The organism is Streptococcus sp. 27098_8_75, from assembly GCF_041432475.1.
GTDB lineage: Bacteria > Bacillota > Bacilli > Lactobacillales > Streptococcaceae > Streptococcus > Streptococcus gordonii.
This window is the reverse complement of the sequence record NZ_JAPVZR010000003.1, coordinates 288,354-305,631: the sequence shown is the minus strand read 5'-3', so window position 1 is coordinate 305,631 and position 17,278 is coordinate 288,354. Positions and strand designations below refer to the sequence as shown.

Annotated in this window: 15 protein-coding genes and 1 other annotated feature; of the genes, 1 reads left to right on the top strand and 14 read right to left on the bottom strand. The window is 38.9% G+C overall.

The window, feature by feature from the left end; genetic code table 11:
• Together O3640_RS06965 and brnQ are read right to left on the bottom strand one after the other, a co-directional pair.
• On the bottom strand, positions 1–1,433 hold a 1,433-nt coding region (locus tag O3640_RS06965; RefSeq protein ID WP_371586804.1), incomplete at its 3' end, for an SSURE domain-containing protein.
• A 324-nt stretch (positions 1,434–1,757) separates the two neighbouring features.
• Positions 1,758–3,086, bottom strand: coding sequence for a branched-chain amino acid transport system II carrier protein (brnQ, locus tag O3640_RS06960; RefSeq protein ID WP_268709973.1), 1,329 nt, complete (start codon positions 3,084–3,086; stop codon positions 1,758–1,760).
• 194 nt (positions 3,087–3,280) lie between these two features.
• Here brnQ and O3640_RS06955 point away from each other — a divergent pair, with 194 nt between their 5' ends.
• Entirely contained in the window at positions 3,281–4,303 is a 1,023-nt protein-coding gene (locus tag O3640_RS06955) for a YdcF family protein (RefSeq protein ID WP_045773390.1), read from the top strand.
• Between the two features lie 48 nt (positions 4,304–4,351).
• On the opposite strand, the gene O3640_RS06950 is transcribed toward O3640_RS06955, so the two are convergent.
• The 12 genes from O3640_RS06950 to dprA all read right to left on the bottom strand — a co-directional run bounded on the left by O3640_RS06950 (position 4,352) and on the right by dprA (position 17,179).
• Complete coding sequence (locus O3640_RS06950) at positions 4,352–4,906, bottom strand: GNAT family N-acetyltransferase (RefSeq protein ID WP_012000588.1); 555 nt, start codon at positions 4,904–4,906, stop codon at positions 4,352–4,354.
• A 115-nt stretch (positions 4,907–5,021) separates the two neighbouring features.
• The gene (locus O3640_RS06945) at positions 5,022–6,803 is read right to left on the bottom strand and encodes an ABC transporter ATP-binding protein (protein WP_268709974.1); all 1,782 of its coding nucleotides are present in this window, start codon (positions 6,801–6,803) and stop codon (positions 5,022–5,024) included.
• A gap of 9 nt (positions 6,804–6,812) precedes the next feature.
• Positions 6,813–8,549: an ABC transporter ATP-binding protein gene (locus tag O3640_RS06940; RefSeq protein ID WP_227221301.1), complete on the bottom strand. Its 1,737-nt coding sequence runs from the start codon at positions 8,547–8,549 to the stop codon at positions 6,813–6,815.
• Positions 8,550–8,810: 261 nt separating this feature from the next.
• Positions 8,811–9,272: a hypothetical protein gene (locus O3640_RS06935; RefSeq protein WP_046165545.1), complete on the bottom strand. Its 462-nt coding sequence runs from the start codon at positions 9,270–9,272 to the stop codon at positions 8,811–8,813.
• Between the two features lie 211 nt (positions 9,273–9,483).
• Positions 9,484–9,852, bottom strand: coding sequence for a 50S ribosomal protein L7/L12 (gene rplL, locus O3640_RS06930; RefSeq protein WP_008808621.1), 369 nt, complete (start codon positions 9,850–9,852; stop codon positions 9,484–9,486).
• Positions 9,853–9,925: 73 nt separating this feature from the next.
• Positions 9,926–10,426 (bottom strand): 50S ribosomal protein L10, encoded by a 501-nt coding sequence (gene rplJ / locus O3640_RS06925; protein ID WP_012000594.1) that lies wholly within the window; start codon positions 10,424–10,426, stop codon positions 9,926–9,928.
• A gap of 38 nt (positions 10,427–10,464) precedes the next feature.
• Positions 10,465–10,600 (bottom strand) — a sequence feature (ribosomal protein L10 leader region).
• Between the two features lie 76 nt (positions 10,601–10,676).
• Positions 10,677–12,011: a methylenetetrahydrofolate--tRNA-(uracil(54)-C(5))-methyltransferase (FADH(2)-oxidizing) TrmFO gene (gene trmFO / locus O3640_RS06920; RefSeq protein ID WP_227221302.1), complete on the bottom strand. Its 1,335-nt coding sequence runs from the start codon at positions 12,009–12,011 to the stop codon at positions 10,677–10,679.
• A 150-nt stretch (positions 12,012–12,161) separates the two neighbouring features.
• A complete protein-coding gene (locus tag O3640_RS06915; RefSeq protein WP_008808618.1) occupies positions 12,162–12,656 on the bottom strand; it encodes a phosphoribosylanthranilate isomerase in 495 nt (164 codons plus the stop codon).
• Positions 12,657–12,675: 19 nt separating this feature from the next.
• Positions 12,676–13,383, bottom strand: a complete 708-nt coding sequence (locus O3640_RS06910) for a DUF3307 domain-containing protein (protein WP_227221303.1) — start codon at positions 13,381–13,383, stop codon at positions 12,676–12,678.
• Positions 13,367–14,050 (bottom strand): SatD family protein, encoded by a 684-nt coding sequence (locus O3640_RS06905; RefSeq protein ID WP_227955573.1) that lies wholly within the window; start codon positions 14,048–14,050, stop codon positions 13,367–13,369. The genes O3640_RS06910 and O3640_RS06905 overlap by 17 nt, the downstream gene beginning before the upstream one ends.
• Before the next feature lie 109 nt (positions 14,051–14,159).
• Positions 14,160–16,253 carry a type I DNA topoisomerase gene (gene topA, locus O3640_RS06900; protein ID WP_227221305.1) on the bottom strand — a complete coding sequence of 698 codons (2,094 nt, stop codon included), beginning with the start codon at positions 16,251–16,253 and terminating at the stop codon, positions 14,160–14,162.
• An 83-nt stretch (positions 16,254–16,336) separates the two neighbouring features.
• Positions 16,337–17,179 (bottom strand): DNA-processing protein DprA, encoded by an 843-nt coding sequence (dprA, locus tag O3640_RS06895; protein ID WP_061599433.1) that lies wholly within the window; start codon positions 17,177–17,179, stop codon positions 16,337–16,339.
• Positions 17,180–17,278 lie beyond the last annotated feature (99 nt).

Sequence of the window (17,278 nt, the reverse complement as noted above, 5' to 3'; positions counted from 1 at the left end):
GCCTTTTCTAAGTAGCTAGCTGGAACATCAATATGGTCTTTAATATTTTTGGTAACTGAGTCTTTGACTGATTCTTTTGAAACAAGGCCATTTAAACTAACAGTTACATTTTTTGTCGCTACAAGATTGGTCAAATCTGGTTTACCATCTTTAGCACCATAGACTTTGACAGTCGCTTGGTAAGCTTGAGTGCCATTGATGCGAAGTTGGTCAAGAAGGGCTTGCCCGTCTTTACCTGTAGTATTGCCGTTCAAATCCACTTCGTAGAAGTATTGACCTTTAGCTAAGCCTTCAAGTGGCAAGAGGGCTGGATTGTTCGCTTTGCCATTGTCTGACCAAGGAGCCTTGTCAGAAGATTTGAGTAAGAGACGCGTCAACATACCGTCACCACCGAAAGCTTCATACGGGATGACTTGGTTGACACCTGCTAAGAATGGACCTGGAACATTCGCTTTTTCAAGATAGCTGGCTGGAACATCAATGCTATTTTTGATGTTGTTAACAACAGAGTCTTTAACTGCGTCTTTTGAAACAGAGCCGTTCAAGTTCACTGTTACATTTTTTGTCGTGATAAGATTTGTTAGGTCCGCTTTGCCATCTTTGGCACCATAGACTTTGACAGTAGCTTGGTAAGCTTGAGTGCCATTAGCACGAAGTTGATCGAGAAGGGCTTGACCTTCTTTGCCTGTCGTATTGCCGTTCAAATCTACTTCATAGAAGTATTGACCTTTGGCCAAGCCTTCAAGTGGTAAAAGTGCTGGGTTATTCGCTGTGCCATTGTCGGACCATGGTGCCTTGTCAGAAGATTTGAGCAAAAGACGCGTCAACATACCATCACCACCGAAAGCTTCATACGGAATGACTTGGTTAACTCCGGCCAAGAATGGACCAGGAACGTTCGCTTTTTCAAGATAACTGGCTGGAACATCTACTGTTTCCTTCGTATTCTCAGCAACTCCTTTTTTAACTTCCTCTGGAGTTGTTACTGATTGAGGAGTAGGTGCTTCACGATCTTGGCTACCAACTGTCGCAGGAGCTACCTCTGGTTTGCTTTGTTCTTCTGTTGGATTATTGGCTTTTGGTGTATCCTGTTCTTCTTTCGGTTTTGCAACTTCTTCTTTAGAATCAGTACTAGTCTTCTCTGAGGAATTAGTTTCATCAACTGCTTCCTTTGAACTTGGAATCGTCTGATTTTCTGGAAGAGCCGTATCCACAGCTTCTTTAAGAACATTTTCTGGTAACTCACTTTTTTCTGTTACTGATGAAGGATTTGGTACAACTTGTGCTGGTGTTAAATTGACTTCATCCGCACGTACAGAGCTTGGATGACCGACTAGGACAAAAAAACCACTGGCAACTGCAACAGAAGCCACACCAACACTTAAGCGACGGATTGACCAGCGAGTATATTTTTGATTTGAATTGAATCTCATAGGATCCTCCTTATATTTTTTATGACTCTAGTATAAAATCATAAAATTAAAAAGGAATAAGAAAAAGTTAAATTTTTTCTTAAATCCTTCTTATAAAATACTTATATTTTTTTCACCCATCAAAAAATAGGAGAATAAGCTTCTACACTTTATATATACTAGCTATTCTCCAAGAATATAATCTGGAACTAAAAAACATTATATCTCTTAACAAAGGTTAACAGAAGCCACCAAATTGCTTTGTGTTCGTATTTAATTATAAAACATCTTCTACTGTTGACACTCAACAAAAAAATCCATCACTATCGTGATGAATTTAAGTTTTTATGCTTCAATTTCAAAAGATTCACTCTTTTGTTTATCAGGCAAAATGAGTGACAAAATAATTCCTAAAAGAGCTGGAAGTAGCCAAGGCAGAGAAGCTTGTGAAAAAGGCAAAGTATTTATTGTATCCATAACTTCCTTGACTTTGAATAAAGAGCCCAAAATGCTTGCAAGAGCAATCAAAGTCACTAGCGCAACTGTCACTTGCATACCAATTTTTGACAGGGGTAAGAATTTATTTACAATAACAATCATCACAATCACAATCGTAACTGGATAAAGGATTTGCAAAACTGGTACTGAATACTGGATAATCGCATTTAAACCAAGGTTCGCAATGGCATAACCAATCAAAGTAAAGATGGTTGCATAAGTTTTATAAGATACTTTGGGGAAAGTATTATTAAAGAACTCTCCTGTTGAAACAATCAAACCAGCTGTAGTTGTAAAGCAAGTCACTGTAACCATAACAGCCAGGAAGATTTGTGCTGTAGGACCAAAAATAGCTTGAGTGGCTTGAGATAGGACATAAACACCAGGGTTGCCTTTTACAATCACTTCAGCAGGAACTGGAAAATGATTACCTAGATATCCTAAGCCAATATACATAGCACTAAAGGCAAGGGCAACAATTAATCCAACAATCCAAATAGTTGAAATGTATTCTTTTTTATTTTTGAAACCCAGTTGATTCAGTGTAGTTACAGCAATTACGCTAAAAGCTACTGAAGCCAGGGCATCTAAAGTATTATATCCTTCCAAGAAGCCTTGTCCAAATGCTGATGCAGCATAGGCAGCTGAAGCCTGCTGAGGTGCTGCTGAGCCATATTTAAAGGCACCCAGTATAATTAAAATAATAATTAAAATTGCAAAAACTGGAGTTAGAATGCGACCAATCCGATCTAAAATCTTTGATGGATTTAAAGAAATCAAATACGCTACAGCAAAATAAATTGTCGTGAAAACAATCAAACCAAGACCAGTCATATCTTTAGGAAGTAAAGGAGATATCCCAACTTCATAGGCTACTGTTGCAGTCCGCGGAATCGCAAAGAAGGGACCGATGGACAAATAGAGAGCAACCAGATAGACGATAGCAAACCAAGGAGCGATTTTACGTGAAATCTCATGGATATACCCTTTAGGATTGAGTGTACCAAAAATCAAGGTAATAATCGCAATCCCTACTCCTGATAAGACAAATCCAGCAATAGCTGGCCAAAAATGGCTACCCGACTGGACACCTAGCGCAGGTGGAAAGATTAAATTCCCTGCACCGAAGAAAATACCAAATAACAGCAAACCTGTTAAGGAACCTTTTCGTAACATGTGTTCTCCTTTACATTTTTCAATCTTATCTAGTATAACAGCTTTTATCCACCACGGCAATTCTTTTTTCCTGAATTTATTGCTTCTCTCAAGTGACAGTTGAGGTTTCAACAATACTGAACGATTGTGAAGTTAATGAGCATCTTTTAGTCAATTATGTTACAATTGACTTACTAATACATCTAGGAGTAAACATGTTTTTATATATATTCTGGTTGGTTCCAGCTACCGTTTTTTTATTTTTCTTTATGAACGACCGCAGACGACTTATCAATGCTTATCTCTTTTCAATAAGTTTCGGCATTTTTCTCCTGATTTCTGCCCTTCTACTAGTTGTTCGTACGGAGCTCTGGTTTAACCAACAGATTGGTTTCATTGTTCTTTCAATACTTGCTATCCTTGTTTTACTCAGTATTATTTTCTCAACTGTTTTTCTTCTTTTTAACGGCCGTCAAATGATGTCTTTTGAAGGCAAAAGGTTGGCTAACCTCCTCTCACTCCTATATGGGATCTTTATTATCGGCGCCTTGGCGCTTCATTTCCTTCCTTATTTCCCAGGAAAAGATCTCTTGATTTATCCAACAGACTTTGCCCTCTTTTACTCGACTTTTCTTTATCTTTCTTATGTTTTATATGGGACTTTTTGCAATTATTTCCCCGTTCGTATAGAGCCGGATGCTATCATCGTCCTTGGCTCCGGTCTAATTGGGGATAAAGTACCACCACTTTTGGCCCAGCGTCTAACTAAAGGAAAGACTATCTATGAGCAGTTCGAGGGAAGACCAAAACTAATTGTTTCTGGTGGACAAGGAGCAGACGAATTGACTTCTGAAGCTGCTGCTATGGCAAACTACCTGATGGAACAGGGTGTACAGAAGGATGCTATTCTGATCGAGAATCGTTCTCGAACGACATTTGAGAATCTGACCTTTAGTAAGGCTATTCTTGAAGAACAAGGATTGGGAAAGAGTGTCCTTGTGGTTACCAATTCCTTTCACGCTCTTCGGGCTGGTGTCTTTATGAGGCGATTAAAAATCCCTGGACGCAGTGTCGGTTCAAAAACAGCTTTTTATTATCTCCCATCGGCTTGGATTCGTGAAACGGTTGGGCTAGTTTCTCTCTATTGGAAATGGCATGCTACTTTCTTAGCTTTTCTGTTTCTGCCTTGGCTCTTATCGCAAATCATGAGGATTGTGAACTATTTCTTTAATCACTAACCGAAAAAAGTTCTCTGCAAATTAGCTGAGAACTTTTTTATATCATTTCTAATGATCACTAAAGCGTCTGTATTCAATACGGAAATCAAAGTAATTCTCTGCTTGCAGTTTATGGAAGATATCCCGATAAGCTTCCTCATCAAAGTGATCACCCAAATACAAGATTTCAAAACTTAAGTCATCATATTCTAGAAAAGCATTGCTCGATTTGAATCCATTTCTTTTATAGAAGTCCATACGTGCTCGACGTTGCTCTATATTATCACATTCTTCATCCAAACGCTCTACTTCTAACAACATTGTCCGTTGGTAAAACTCGACTAATTTTTCAATGATTTCTTGACCATAGCCGTGGCTTCGCAAGTGTGGCATGATGGCAAAGAAGCTGACGTAAAAGGCCTTGGCATTTGAAATAGCAAAGGCAAATCCGACAAATTCTTCCTCATTGTAAAAAGCAAAAAAATGAGCATCATCATTGTCCGTATAGCGTAAAAACTCCGATAAAGGAATCCGTTCCTCTTCAGGGAAAGCCTCGGTATTCAACCGTTCGACCTTATCTAGATCTGGGAACGTTTCAGTGATTAATTGGCTGGTTAAGCTCATAAAGCCTCCATTTCTGTTACAATTATAGCAAATTTCGCATTCGCTTTCAAGAAACCTGGATTATATTTAAATCAAAGTCTTCGCAAAAACAAAAAGAGCAATTGCTCCTTTTGTTTTATGCGCTAGTTTCTTCTTTTTTGGAGAATTGACTCATGTACAATTCATAATAGAATCCTTTTGCAGCCAAGAGGGACTCATGATTGCCTTGCTCGATAATCTGACCATCCTTGAGCACCAAAATCTTATCTGCCTCCTGAATGGTCGACAGTCGGTGAGCAATGACAAAACTGGTCCGCCCCTGCATGAGTGTCTTCATAGCCTTCTGAATCAAGAGCTCCAGCCGTGTATCTACTGATGAGGTCGCTTCATCCAAAATCAGAATCTTAGGATCTGCTAAAAGTGCTCGAGCAATCGTAAGCAACTGCTTCTGCCCCAGTGAAATATTGCTGGATTCCTGGTTCATTTCCATGTTATAGCCGCCTGGCAAGGTTCGGATAAAGTGGTCCACGTTAGCTGCTTTGGCCGCTTCTACAATTTCCTCATCAGTGGCCTGTAAATTCCCGAAACGAAGATTTTCTTTGATCGTTCCCTCGTAAAGCCAAGCATCTTGCAATACCATACCAAACTGTTTACGGTAGTCCTGACGGGAAAGGTCTCGAATATCATGTCCGTCTACAGTAATCTCACCCTTGGTTACATCATAGAAACGCATAAGAAGATTGATCAGAGTCGTCTTACCAGCTCCTGTTGGACCGACAATGGCCACCATCTCACCTGGTTTAACTTCAAGATTGAAATTCCGAATGAGTGGCTTATCTGCCACATACTGAAAGTCTACATCATGAAAGCTGACCTGACCAGTTAAATCATGTTCCAGTCTTTCAGACACATCATTGACTTCGTCTGCCTCGTCCAGTACTTGGAAAACCCGGTCTAAAGAAGACTTGGCGCTTTGCAATTGGCCAGCTAGCTGTGTTAGGTTTTGAATTGGCTGACTAACCTGCCAGACATATTGAACAAAAGCTTGCATATTCCCAATTGTTAATTGTCCAGAAATTACTTGTAAACCTCCAAAGATTGCTACAATTAGATAAGTTAAATCAGAAATCGCGTTTAAAACTGGCATCATCAAGCCAGAAATAAAACTAGCCTTAAAACCTACTTCTTGAAGATTTTGTGTAATTGCTTCAAAGTCTTGACTAGAAGCTTCTTCTCTTCCATAGAGTTTTAGAACGTTAAAACCGCTTAGATTCTCTTGGACAAAACCATTCATTTCCCCCAAAATATCAGCCTGCTTTTTGAAGTAAGGTTGAGATTTCTTCAAAATAAAGTTTGCTGCAAAATAAGTCAAAGGAATACTGATAATCACAAGCAGAGCAAGTGACAAGTTTAGATAAAGAACCATAAACATAACCAAGGAAATAGTAAACACAGCATTCACTACTTGCAAAAAGCTTTGTTGCAAAGCATTTGAGACCGTCTCTACATCACTAGTAAATCGGCCTAGTAAATCCCCAAACTGGTGCTTATCAAAATAAGATACGGGAATCTGATTAATTTTATGGCTGAGTTCATTTCTCAAATCACGAATGGTATTTTGTACTGCATTGGTCATGAAATAGTTTGAATAGTAAGAACCGATTTCATAGAAGAGTGCTCGAACAAAGTACAAGACCATGACCCAACCAACATAACTGGCATTAATGTGAGCTCCTTCAACTCCCTTAGCCATATCCAAAAGATTGCTAGTCAGTTCTGTAATTGCAAGCCCCAACACAAATGGCTCCAAAACACTCATAACGACACTGAGAATCTTGAGGAAAACAGCTAAAATGACAGATACTTTATAGACTTTTAAATAGCTCCATAAACGAGCAAAAGAATGTTTTTTCTCCATGTTTCCCTCCTATTCTTCTGTTAATGATTGACTGTTAAGCTGGGATTGGGCAATTTCTCGATAAATGGCATTGGATTCCATGAGTTCTTCATGTCTTCCCCGACCAACGATTTCACCCTTATCCAAAACGATAATCTGATCCGCATCCATAATCGTACCAACCCGCTGGGCAACTATTAAAACTGTTGCATCTTTGGTTACTTCTTTCAAACGACGACGTAAGATAGCATCCGTCTTGTAGTCGAGAGCAGAAAACGAGTCATCAAAGATATAAATATCCGGCTCTTTTACAACAGCACGAGCGATTGACAGACGTTGTTTTTGCCCACCAGAAAGATTACTTCCCCCTTCAGCCAAGTGTGTTTCAAATCTCTCTTCGCGACTTTCGATAAATTCTTTAGCTTGAGCCACATCTGCAGCTTGATTTAGTTCTTCGTGACTTGCATCTTCTTTACCATACCTCAAGTTTTCTGCGATGGTACCTGTAAATAACAGAGCTTTTTGGGGAATGAAACCAATCTTTTGACGTAAAGCTTTAAGCTGATAGTCTCTGACATCAACTCCATCTACCAAAATTTTCCCTAGAGTAACATCATAAAAACGTGGAATCAACTGTACTAGGGAAGACTTACCTGATCCTGTAGAACCAATAAAGGCGATAGTTTCACCAGGTTTTGCTTTGAAAGAAATATTATGAAGAACTGGACTTTCCGTCTCACCTGGATAAGCAAAGGTAACATTATCAAACTCCAGGTAACCATGACTTTCAGTTTCAGTAATACCATCTTCATTAGGATTAATGGAGATAGGCATATCCATAACTTCCTTTAGACGCTCACTAGAGACGGCTGTTCTAGGATACATGGTAAAGAGACTTGATAAAAATAAGAAAGACAGTAAAGCATGAAAACTGTACTCAATAAAGGCAACCAAGTCACCAATTCTTAATTCACCACTTCCTAAAGGCTGCAAAGCAAACCAAACAATAGCGACAATCATGGCAATAATGATTTGAACAAATAAAGGTTCTGTTAATCCTGTCAGTTTGAATAGTTTATTGGAGTTATCAGCATAGATTTCATTTTCTAAAGCAAAACGTTCCTCTTGAAACTCTTCTCTTGCAAATGCACGAATGACCCGTAAACCTGTTAAATTTTCCCGAACATATTGGTTAATTTTATCCAAAGTCTTTTGCTGCTTCTCTGATAGAGGACGCGTCTTAACAGCCACATACCAAACCACTACCGCCAAAAAAGGAACAGAAATGGCAACAATCCAAGCCAAGGACGGACTTGTTAAAAAGATCATAAAAACACTTGAAAGCATCATCATGGGTGTAATAACCCCCATTTTTAAGCTCTGCTCAGCAAATTGCATGAGAACAAAAGCATCACTTGTAATCCGTGTCACAAGCGAAGACACACCAATCTGTTCATATTCATGATGAGAATACTCTTGTAGCTTAGCGTAAAGATCATTTCTCATATCACGAACCATACTAGTTGTTAATTTACCAGCCGCATAGGATAGGACAATTCTTCCAAAGACGCCTGCTACAATAACTAATAACATTATAAATGCCCAAAAATACAGACGACTGGTATCTCCTTGGTTAATCCCCTCATCAATCATACGAGCAAGAACTGTAGGAAGACCTAAATTTACAACGACAAAGAAAATCGCTCCTAGGAAATCCAATAAGAGCCATTTAGGATATCTTCTTAAATAAGACCAAATATATTTCATCTCTCCTCCTAAAAACCATTTTTAAACAATAAAAAAGCACTCTCCAGCACTTTTTCATACTCAACTGAAAAATTGAATTCTTTTGCTTCAATTCATCAATATTATACCAAAAGCTATCTCTTTTCTGCAAGAGAAATCTGAAGAAAATGAGCATATCTTCTTTGAAAGTTTGTAGTTTCAATAAAGCTATTCATATCTGCTATTAATTTTGTAAGTTATAAATCATTGAAAAAAGTGAGATTAAAAATCTCACTTCGTTCACTATTTAGTTCGTTTAAACTTAGCATCTTTGAAGATTGCCAGAGTAGCTTTGTCAGCTTGACCAGATTCCAACTGAGAAAGATCCAATGTCAACACATCGCCTTCAATTTTGTACTTAACTTTGTCGTTGCCACCCTTTTCTGATTCAAGAGTTTTATTCTTTTGATCAACTTTTAATTTATAATCTTGATTTTTCTTATTGCCCATAGCTTTAGCTTCAAGAGTTACTTTACCTTTGGTATCTTTGATTTCAATTGTCATTTTCAAAGAAAATTGATCAGCGTATTTTTCTGCTTCTTCACTTGAAGCACCTTGCTCCTTAAGTGTGTTCTTAATAAAATCCTTAGAAGCTTCATAAACATAAGTTCCGTTGTCGCTCTTAGCAGCACCAGAACATGCTACAAGGATAATAGCACCAATTGCAAAAATTGTAGCTAAAACAATACGTTTGATAGATTTCATTGTATACTCCTATAAATTTGATATTGCTATTATAACAAAAATTTCACTATCTAACAATAGCCTGAAAAGGGAAATTGATTTCTGGGAGTTATATAGTCTTATTAGAAGAGGAGATTCTTTTTTTAAACCTTAGAAAATGATATAAACTAAAAATCACATACTAAAAAAACCGAAGCCTAAACTTCGGTTTGATTTTTGATTGGAAACTCTATTACTTAAGAGTAACTGAAGCTCCAGCTTCTTCCAATTTAGCTTTGATTTCTTCAGCTTCAGCAGTTGCAACGCCTTCTTTGATGATACCAGGTGCACCATCAACAAGTTCTTTGGCTTCTTTAAGACCAAGACCAGTGATTTCACGTACAACTTTGATAACGCCAACTTTTTTGTCACCAGCAGCTGTCAATTCAACGTCAAATGAATCTTTAGCAGCACCAGCGTCAGCAGCACCAGCAGCAGCTACAGCTACAGGAGCAGCTGCAGTTACACCAAATTCTTCTTCGATAGCTTTTACTAGGTCGTTCAATTCAAGGATTGAAGCTTCTTTAATTTCAGCAATAATGTTTTCAATGTTCAATGCCATTGTTATTTCCTCCAAATAAGTTTTTTAATTTTAAATATTTTTTCGTAGCTAGGCTACGCTGCGTAGCTTAAAATTAAGCTGCGTCTTCTTTGTTGTCTGCAACTGCTTTGACAGCAAGTGCAACGTTGCGCACTGGCGCTTGAAGTACAGAAAGGAGCATAGAAAGAAGTCCTTCGCGGTTTGGAAGAGTTGCAAGTGCAAGAATCTCTTCTTTTGATGCGACAGCGCCTTCGATTGCACCACCTTTGATTTCAAGTGCGTCAGCGTTTTTAGCAAAATCGTTCAAGATTTTCGCTGGTGCGATAACATCTTCGTTAGAAAATGCTACTGCAGATGGTCCAACAAAAACTGATGCAAGATCTTCAAGACCAGCTTTTTCAGCTGCACGACGTAAAATTGAGTTTTTGATAACTTTATACTCAACTTCGCTTCCACGAAGCTCACGACGAAGAACTGTATCTTGCTCAACTGTCAAACCACGAGCGTCAACAACGACGATTGATGCAGCGGCTTTCATTTTTTCAGCTACTACGTCAACTAGTTCCGCTTTTTTAGCAATAATTGCTTCACTCATTAGTGTGTTCACCTCCGTAATTATTTTGCTTGGGGAATTTTTCCAAAAGAAAAACGCGCCCAAACCTAGACACGAAAGTACAATACGCTTCTTTTTACATGATACGTTTTGTCCTCGGTAGGATCTTTATGAGTCGAGCTCCCCTACTGTCTTAGGCAGTTTTTTCAAACCATTGATAATCATATCATAGATAAAAAAAGATTGCAAGGCTTTTTTGCAATCTTTTTAAAATATTTTTTTATCAAATTTCTTATTTATCTAGATAAGGTGCTAAGTCCTGTAGAGCATGTTCGGCAATCTTCTCATAACGTTCTTTCTTGTCACGAATACGAGGGCCGTCCAGTTCTTTGATAATGCCGAAATTGACATTCATAGGTTGGAAATGCTTGCTGTCAGCATGGGTAACATAATGAGGCAGGCTACCGATAGCTGTTGTTTCTGGAAAGACAAGTGCTTCTTCTCCCTTGAAGAGTCGAGCGGCATTGATACCAGCTACCAAACCAGAAGCTGCTGACTCGACATAGCCTTCAACTCCAGTCATTTGACCTGCAAAGAAAAGATTTGGCTGTTTCTTAGAGCGGAAAGTCTGTTCTAGCAGATTTGGAGAGTCCATATATGAGTTACGGTGCATGACTCCATAGCGGACAAATTCTGCATTCTCTAGACCAGGAATCATCTGGAACACTCGCTTTTGCTCGCCCCATTTGAGATGAGTCTGGAAGCCGACAATGTTGTAAAGGCTACCTGCTGCATTATCCTGACGAAGCTGCACCACAGCGTATGGCGTCTTAAAATCTCCATCTCGAGGTCCCTGGTAGTCATCGGGATATTCTAAACCAACTGGCTTCATCGGTCCATAAAGCATGGTTTTAATGCCGCGTTTGGCCATAACTTCAATAGGCATGCAGCCTTCAAAGTATTTTTCCTTCTCAAAGGAATTGAGCGGTGCTTCTTCGGCATTGACCAAAGCTTCATGGAAATCCATAAACTCTTGCTTGGTCATTGGCGCGTTGAGATAGGCTGCTTCTCCCTTATCATAGCGGGATTTGAGATAGACCTTGGACATATCAATGGTATTGACATCAATAATTGGCGCTGCTGCATCGTAGAAATAAAAACCGTCGCCTCCATTGAGCGCGTGAATTTTTTCGGCCAGAGCATCACTAGTCAAGGGTCCTGTCGCAATGACTGTGATAGCATCCTCTGGAATTTCAGTGATTTCTTCGCGAATAACCTCAACCAATGGATGATTGGACACTAGCTCTGTTACCATCTGAGAAAAACCTTCTCTATCAACTGCTAGAGCACCACCTGCTGGCACCCGAGTCGCTTCTGCTGACTTTAAGATGACCGAGTCCAATCTTCGCATTTCTTCCTTGAGTAGACCAACTGCATTGGTCAGCGCATCCCCTCGCAGAGAGTTGGAGCAGACCAGTTCTGCAAAGTCTGTAGTCTTGTGTTGAGGCGTCAACTTAACACCCCGCATTTCATAGAGTTTGACTGGAATTCCACGCTTGGCAATCTGGTAAGCTGCTTCACTACCAGCCAGACCAGCACCGATAACATTGATATAAGATTGAGACACGACACTAATACCTCTTTGGGTGGAACCTAAGTCCATATCAAAACAATCCACTGAACTGTTTGACACCCACAAATCTTTCTAAATTAATACTTGGTCCATTATAACAAAAAGCCAGCAAAAAAGACAAACAGGAGGATTCCTGTCTATCCATCATTTTGTCATTTTTTCCAAATAAGCAATCTTAGCAAAATCCTTATGATTATTATTATCATTTCGGTAAGAATCTTGGGAAGAGGCGCGGTAGATAGCTAAAAATTGTTCTGCAGTTGGCAGTAGAAACTTTACACCTTCTACTTCTTTTCTAGTCAGCTTCTCTAGCGGCACACCTGAAAATGCCTCCAAGGTTTCCATGGCTCCGAATTCAATAGATAAGCCTTCTTTTTGAAATTCATGCTCGTGCAGATCGACTAAGCGATAGCCCAAGCGCTCCATCATAGGCTCAATCTTGTCCATATCATAAATACGTTCTTCATCTGGTGCTTCCCAGCCACGTTCATCACCATGAACATGAATATCAATATCCCGCGCCTGCCAGTCCTGACCAGTAACCTGCTCCAGCCCCAAGGAACCCATCAGCAGAGGAACAATTCCCATCTTATTCAGTTGAGACGCGATTTTTAGAAATTCTATAAATTTATTATCCATACTATTTTCTTTCAAAACTTTATTTTATACTAATCCAGGCGGCGAGCAAGGCCGACAAAATACTGACCAAGGATCCAATCAAGTAATACTCTGCAAATGCTGGACTTTCTGATATTTTGTTATAGCGGGCAATGGATTTAGCTGTAAACACTAAACCAATCGAAGCAAACTGTCCATAAAGAAGACAAGCTCCGATAACCAAACGCTCTAAGAAACCAATCATGGCTCCTGCTCCATCTATCGTATCCAACTCCTGACTCGTTTCAGGTTGAAATTTACCAAATAAAATTCTAAAAGCAATATTGGTTGGCTTTCCTACCAATAAGACAAACAAAACAGTTTTTAAGAAAGTTAATGGAAGGAAACTTGGCAAAAACTCAGTATTCATATTAGAGAGTCCGTAGATAATAGCCAAATGAAGGACTTGATCAAGCACAAAAATGATTGACACTTTTAACTTGAATATCCTTTGTAGGATTGGTTTGAAATAATCAATAAGAGCATGGCTTAAGAAAACAATGAAAGTCTTCCACCACAAACTTGGTATTATAATAGTTAAGACAAATAAAGGTAGTCCTACAAGTAAAATATGAAATGCAAGGACTCGAATGTTTTTGTCCTTTTTGTCAGCCATTTTTTGACTTTGAAAGTAATAATCTGATAACAAATGACAAATCAACAGAAGTACGAAAAGGTGATATGAATCCATACTAGAAAATCCGTTCATTCTGACCTCCTTCTGTAATATCTATGGCTTGGATGGCTGCAAGTGCAGCCGCTCTACTTCGAAGATAGACTCTGATGCTACTACTTTTTAGTCGTTTGGAAAGGGCACTGGGATTTAATGAAAGCGCCTGAGCCAGCTCTTGCTGACTAAAATCCTCACTATAGATGGACAGTTTAAGTAAGCCCCTTAAAAGTTCTTCCTGACTTTCTCGCCAGTCTGATTTGATTGCCTCACCTGAAGCTAATAAAGCATTTATTTGAAAATCTTCTTCTTTTTTTCCACTAGAAAAATACAACTGAGTATTTCCATAATCATTCTTTTGATGAACGAGATTAATAGCAGCTCGCGCATTCCAATAGGCAGGGCCATCAGCACCAATACTTTGTAAAGGATCGATATCAGTCACTATTTTACCCAAACCGATTCCAAAGCGTAGCTGAGCAGGCTTCAAATCTTGACGCAGACAGTCAATAATTTGGAAAATTGGTGCATCTAAAGTAAACAAAGCCTGAAATTCATCTCCAAGAGTCAAAGTTAATCGCGAAGCTAAATAAGTTTCAAAGCGATTATTCATATGAAAGAGAACTGCTTCCAACTTCTTTTGTAAGTCTGACCTCTCTTTAAATTGTTTTGAGTCAATGACGTCTGCAATTAAGGCTATATACACTTCACTACCTCCTTTTGTCTATTATAACAGACAAAACAAAAAATGTCCATTTTAACAGACATTTTTTGTTATTGCCGTTAAAATGGACTAAATTGATTGCTAAAAAGAATTATTTGACTTTTTCTTCTTCATAATCACCATTGCTACAAACTACCTGCTTACCGCCACCACGGACTTTCTTTTCAACCAGATAGTGGTCACATTTTGGACAGTTTCGACCGACCGGCTTATCCCAAGATGTAAAGTCACAGTCTGGATAACGATCACAACCGTAGAAAATACGATTTCGCTTGGTTTTTCGTTCAATAACATGGCCTTTTTGGCACTGCGGGCAAGTCACACCGATTTCCTTAACAATAGCCTGAGTATGACGACAATCTGGGAAATTGCTGCAGGCGTAAAACTTGCCAAATCTCCCCAACTTGATGACCATCGGACTTCCACAAACCTCGCAGTCGAAACCAGCTGGCTCATCCTTGATTTGAATTTTTTCCATTTCAGACTCAGCTTTGGCTACTTCCTTTTCGAAAGGTCGGTAAAACTCATCAATAACCTTCTGCCATTGCTCTTTTCCGACTTCTACATCGTCCAATTTTGCTTCCATCTCAGCGGTAAACTTCACATTCACGATACCCGGGAAAAATTCAACAATCAGCGAATTAACGATTTCACCAAGTTCTGTTGGCTCAAAACGCTTGGAAACCAGCTTAACATAATAGCGTTTTTGAATGGTCTCAATGGTCGGTGCGTAAGTAGACGGTCGGCCAACTCCATTTTCTTCGAGAGTCTTGATAAGAGTGGCTTCAGAATAGCGAGCAGGTGGCTGAGTAAAGTGCTGCTCTGGATTGGTATTGACACGTTTGACAGTATCACCTTTTTCCATATCTGGAAGCATTTTATTTTTATCAGAGTCATTATAAATAGCTAGATAACCATCAAACTTGACCTGACTTCCATTGGCCGTAAATTGAACACCATTTTGCTCAATTTTAACATTCATAGTATCAAAGACTGCAGCTGTCATTTGACTGGCTACAAAGCGGTTCCAGATCAGTGTATAGAGCTTCAGCTGATCTTTATCCAGATACTTCGCAATACTTTCTGGTGTATTAAAGACACTCGAAGGTCGAATAGCTTCGTGGGCATCTTGAGCTCCGGAAGCATTTTTAATCTTACTGCCGTGTTTTGAATACTTAGCTCCAAAACGATCAGTAATGTAATTAGCAGCTTCATTTTGAGCAACTGGACTAATACGAGTCGAATCCGTACGCATATAAGTAATAAGACCTTGAACTCCAGAACCGATGTTGATGCCTTCATAGAGTTGCTGAGCTACCATCATAGTCTTACGAGTCCGGAAATTGATCTTATTAGCCGCATCCTGTTGCATAGAAGAAGTCGTATACGGTAAGGGAGCATTACGCCGACGTTCTTTTCTTTCAACGCTTTCAACCTTAAAGTCATCTCCCTTAAGAAGGGAAAGAACCTCTTTCACTTCATCGTTATTGGTCAGTTTCATTTTTCGGCCATTTATGCCATAAAAACTAGCTTGAAATTGTCGACTTCCTTTTTTAAAGGTAGAGTCAATGGTCCAATACTCTTCAGGCTTGAAAGCATTTATTTCATTTTCCCGGTCAATAATTAATTTGAGAGCAACAGACTGAACCCGACCAGCTGACAAACCTTTCTTGACTTTCTTCCAAAGAATAGGAGAAATAGAATAACCAACTAAACGGTCTAGAACACGACGAGCTTGTTGGGCATCGACCAAATCCATATTAATCTGACGAGGCTCTTTAAAAGCATTCTTGACTGCATCTTTAGTAATTTCGTTAAAAACCACACGATTCTTTTCTTTTTCATCCAAGTTAAGAATATGCGCCAAATGCCATGAAATAGCCTCTCCTTCTCGGTCCGGGTCACTTGCCAGAAAGACTTGTTTAGCTTTTTTTGCTTCTTTCCTTAAATCATTGATGAGTGGTCCCTTGCCTCGGATATTGATATATTGTGGTTCATAATTATTTTCAAAATCAATGGACATTGTTGACTTTTTCAAATCACGAATATGCCCAACACTGGCCAAAACTTTATAGTTCCTTCCCAAGTATTTTTCTATTGTTTTTGCCTTGGCAGGCGACTCCACGATAACCAGATTTTTCTTGGTTGTGGACTTTTTACTTGTTTTTGTTACCAATTTATACACCTTCTATCAGAATAAATCTCATAGAGTGTAAACTATTTTTCTAGGCTTGTCAACTGTTAAATTCTCCTATAGGAAAACTTGTTTTAAAAATCAAACTCAGATAGAACATCAGAGCCTGACATAATGCACTTAGCGCCTTCTTGAATCAGATGATGACAACCATCAGACTTTCCATCAAGAATAGATCCAGGAATAGCAAATACATCTCTTCCTTCTTCCATTGCTCGCTCACAAGTAATCAAGCTGCCAGATCTCATCTTAGCCTCAGCAACAATGACACCCCTGCACAAACCTGCAATAATTCGATTACGCTCAGGAAAATGAAACTTCAAGGGCTGTTCACCTGGACCGTATTCTGATAAAACCAGGTGATTTTTGCCAATATAGGACTGAAGTTTCTTATTGGCTTTAGGATAAAAAACATCTAATCCAGTCCCAATAACAGCTATAGTTCGACCGCCATTCTGTAAGGCTGCCATATGAGCAGCTGTGTCAATCCCACGCGCTAATCCACTCACAATGATTAATTCATTATTCAATTCTTTAATAATTTTCTGAACGGACTGATTTCCAAGCTTACTACTATCACGACTTCCGACTACTGCTACTTTTGGCAATTCAAGTAGATCAATATTTCCCTGATAAAAAAAAAGAGCAGGTGGGTTATATATCTCACTCAAGTCCCAGGGATAAATTTCATCCAAGATAGAAAAAGAGGGAAATTCCTCAAAGGATTTCTTTAAGAAATCGTCGTCAATTTGCTTATATCGTTCCATAAACAGGGCAGGATTACGGCACTCTGAAACCACCGCTATATCACGCAAAGAAAGCTCCTTTTCCTTGTTTTCAGCATATCTCAAGACATTAAGAACTTGTCCATTAGTCAGTCCAGCATGTTTCATTTTATAAATATCATAGTTTTTCATTTTTTCACCTCACTATTATATTCGCAAAAAACAACAAAAAAAGACTGTTTTACAGTCTTTTTTATATCCTGACTAATTTCTCTAAAAAACATCTGTTCG

What these genes read in the sequence shown, in the direction of transcription:
- O3640_RS06915 (WP_008808618.1), bottom strand. Translation starts at nt 12,656, where the DNA reads ATGGATAATAAATTTATAGAATTTCTAAAAATCGCGTCTCAACTGAAT.
- O3640_RS06935 (WP_046165545.1), bottom strand. Translation starts at nt 9,272, where the DNA reads ATGAAATCTATCAAACGTATTGTTTTAGCTACAATTTTTGCAATTGGT.
- rplL (WP_008808621.1), bottom strand. Translation starts at nt 9,852, where the DNA reads ATGGCATTGAACATTGAAAACATTATTGCTGAAATTAAAGAAGCTTCA.
- O3640_RS06910 (WP_227221303.1), bottom strand. Translation starts at nt 13,383, where the DNA reads ATGAACGGATTTTCTAGTATGGATTCATATCACCTTTTCGTACTTCTG.
- O3640_RS06940 (WP_227221301.1), bottom strand. Translation starts at nt 8,549, where the DNA reads ATGAAATATATTTGGTCTTATTTAAGAAGATATCCTAAATGGCTCTTA.
- brnQ (WP_268709973.1), bottom strand. Translation starts at nt 3,086, where the DNA reads ATGTTACGAAAAGGTTCCTTAACAGGTTTGCTGTTATTTGGTATTTTC.
- dprA (WP_061599433.1), bottom strand. Translation starts at nt 17,179, where the DNA reads ATGAAAAACTATGATATTTATAAAATGAAACATGCTGGACTGACTAAT.
- O3640_RS06950 (WP_012000588.1), bottom strand. Translation starts at nt 4,906, where the DNA reads ATGAGCTTAACCAGCCAATTAATCACTGAAACGTTCCCAGATCTAGAT.
- rplJ (WP_012000594.1), bottom strand. Translation starts at nt 10,426, where the DNA reads ATGAGTGAAGCAATTATTGCTAAAAAAGCGGAACTAGTTGACGTAGTA.
- O3640_RS06945 (WP_268709974.1), bottom strand. Translation starts at nt 6,803, where the DNA reads ATGGAGAAAAAACATTCTTTTGCTCGTTTATGGAGCTATTTAAAAGTC.
- O3640_RS06955 (WP_045773390.1), top strand. Translation starts at nt 3,281, where the DNA reads ATGTTTTTATATATATTCTGGTTGGTTCCAGCTACCGTTTTTTTATTT.